Source organism: Clostridium neonatale (assembly GCF_001458595.1).
GTDB lineage: Bacteria > Bacillota > Clostridia > Clostridiales > Clostridiaceae > Clostridium > Clostridium neonatale.
This window is the reverse complement of the sequence record NZ_LN890319.1, coordinates 1-1,384: the sequence shown is the minus strand read 5'-3', so window position 1 is coordinate 1,384 and position 1,384 is coordinate 1. Positions and strand designations below refer to the sequence as shown.

Below are 1,384 nucleotides of genomic sequence, written 5' to 3'. Positions count from 1 at the left end.
GTAGGCAAATCCGCTCTAACAATTCTGAGGCGTTATAGGGAAGGTTCTACGGAACCGAAGTATCTGATTCCATGCTTCCAAGAAAAGCATCTAGGGAGAGAAGTAGTGCCCGTACCGCAAACCGACACAGGTAGATGAGGAGAGAATCCTAAGGCCGACGGAAGAATTGCAGTTAAGGAACTAGGCAAATTGACCCCGTAACTTCGGGAGAAGGGGTGCCTACGAAAGTAGGCCGCAGAGAATAGGCACAAGCAACTGTTTAACAAAAACACAGGTCTCTGCTAAAGCGTAAGCTGATGTATAGGGGCTGACGCCTGCCCGGTGCTGGAAGGTTAAGGGGAACACTTAGCGCAAGCGAAGGTGTGAACTTAAGCCCCAGTAAACGGCGGCCGTAACTATAACGGTCCTAAGGTAGCGAAATTCCTTGTCAGGTAAGTTCTGACCCGCACGAATGGCGTAATGACTTGTGCACTGTCTCAACTGCAAATCCGGCGAAGTTGTAGTGCGAGTGAAGATGCTCGCTACCCGCGATTGGACGGAAAGACCCCGTAGAGCTTTACTGTAGCTTAGCATTGAATTTCGGTATTGTCTGTACAGGATAGGTGGGAGACTGGGAAATCAGGGCGTCAGCCTTGATGGAGTCGTTGTTGGGATACCACCCTGATAGTATTGAAATTCTAACTGGATGCCATGAAACTGGTGACAGGACATTGTTAGGTGGGCAGTTTGACTGGGGCGGTCGCCTCCTAAAATGTAACGGAGGCGCCCAAAGGTTCCCTCAGAACGGTCGGAAATCGTTCGAAGAGTGTAAAGGCAGAAGGGAGCCTGACTGCGAGACCTACAAGTCGAGCAGGGACGAAAGTCGGGCTTAGTGATCCGGTGGTACCTCGTGGGAGGGCCATCGCTCAACGGATAAAAGCTACCTCGGGGATAACAGGCTGATCTCCCCCAAGAGTTCACATCGACGGGGAGGTTTGGCACCTCGATGTCGGCTCGTCGCATCCTGGGGCTGAAGTAGGTCCCAAGGGTTGGGCTGTTCGCCCATTAAAGCGGCACGCGAGCTGGGTTCAGAACGTCGTGAGACAGTTCGGTCCCTATCCGTCGCGGGCGTAGGAAATTTGAGAGGAGCTGTCCTTAGTACGAGAGGACCGGGATGGACTGACCTATGGTGTACCAGTTGTTTCGCCAGAAGCATTGCTGGGTAGCTAAGTCGGGAAGGGATAAACGCTGAAAGCATCTAAGTGTGAAGCCCACCTCAAGATGAGATTTCCCATAGCATAAGCTAGTAAGACCCCTTGAAGACTACAAGGTTGATAGGTCAGAGGTGTAAGTGCGGTAACGTATTTAGCTGACTGATACTAATAGGTCGAGGGCTTGACCAATA

General features: G+C 51.6%; 1 rRNA gene. It reads left to right on the top strand.

Features of this window, described 5'->3' with window-relative positions:
* A 23S ribosomal RNA gene (locus BN2920_RS00105) occupies window positions 1-1,382 on the top strand; the annotation flags it as partial.
* Window positions 1,383-1,384: the final 2 nt, after the last annotated feature.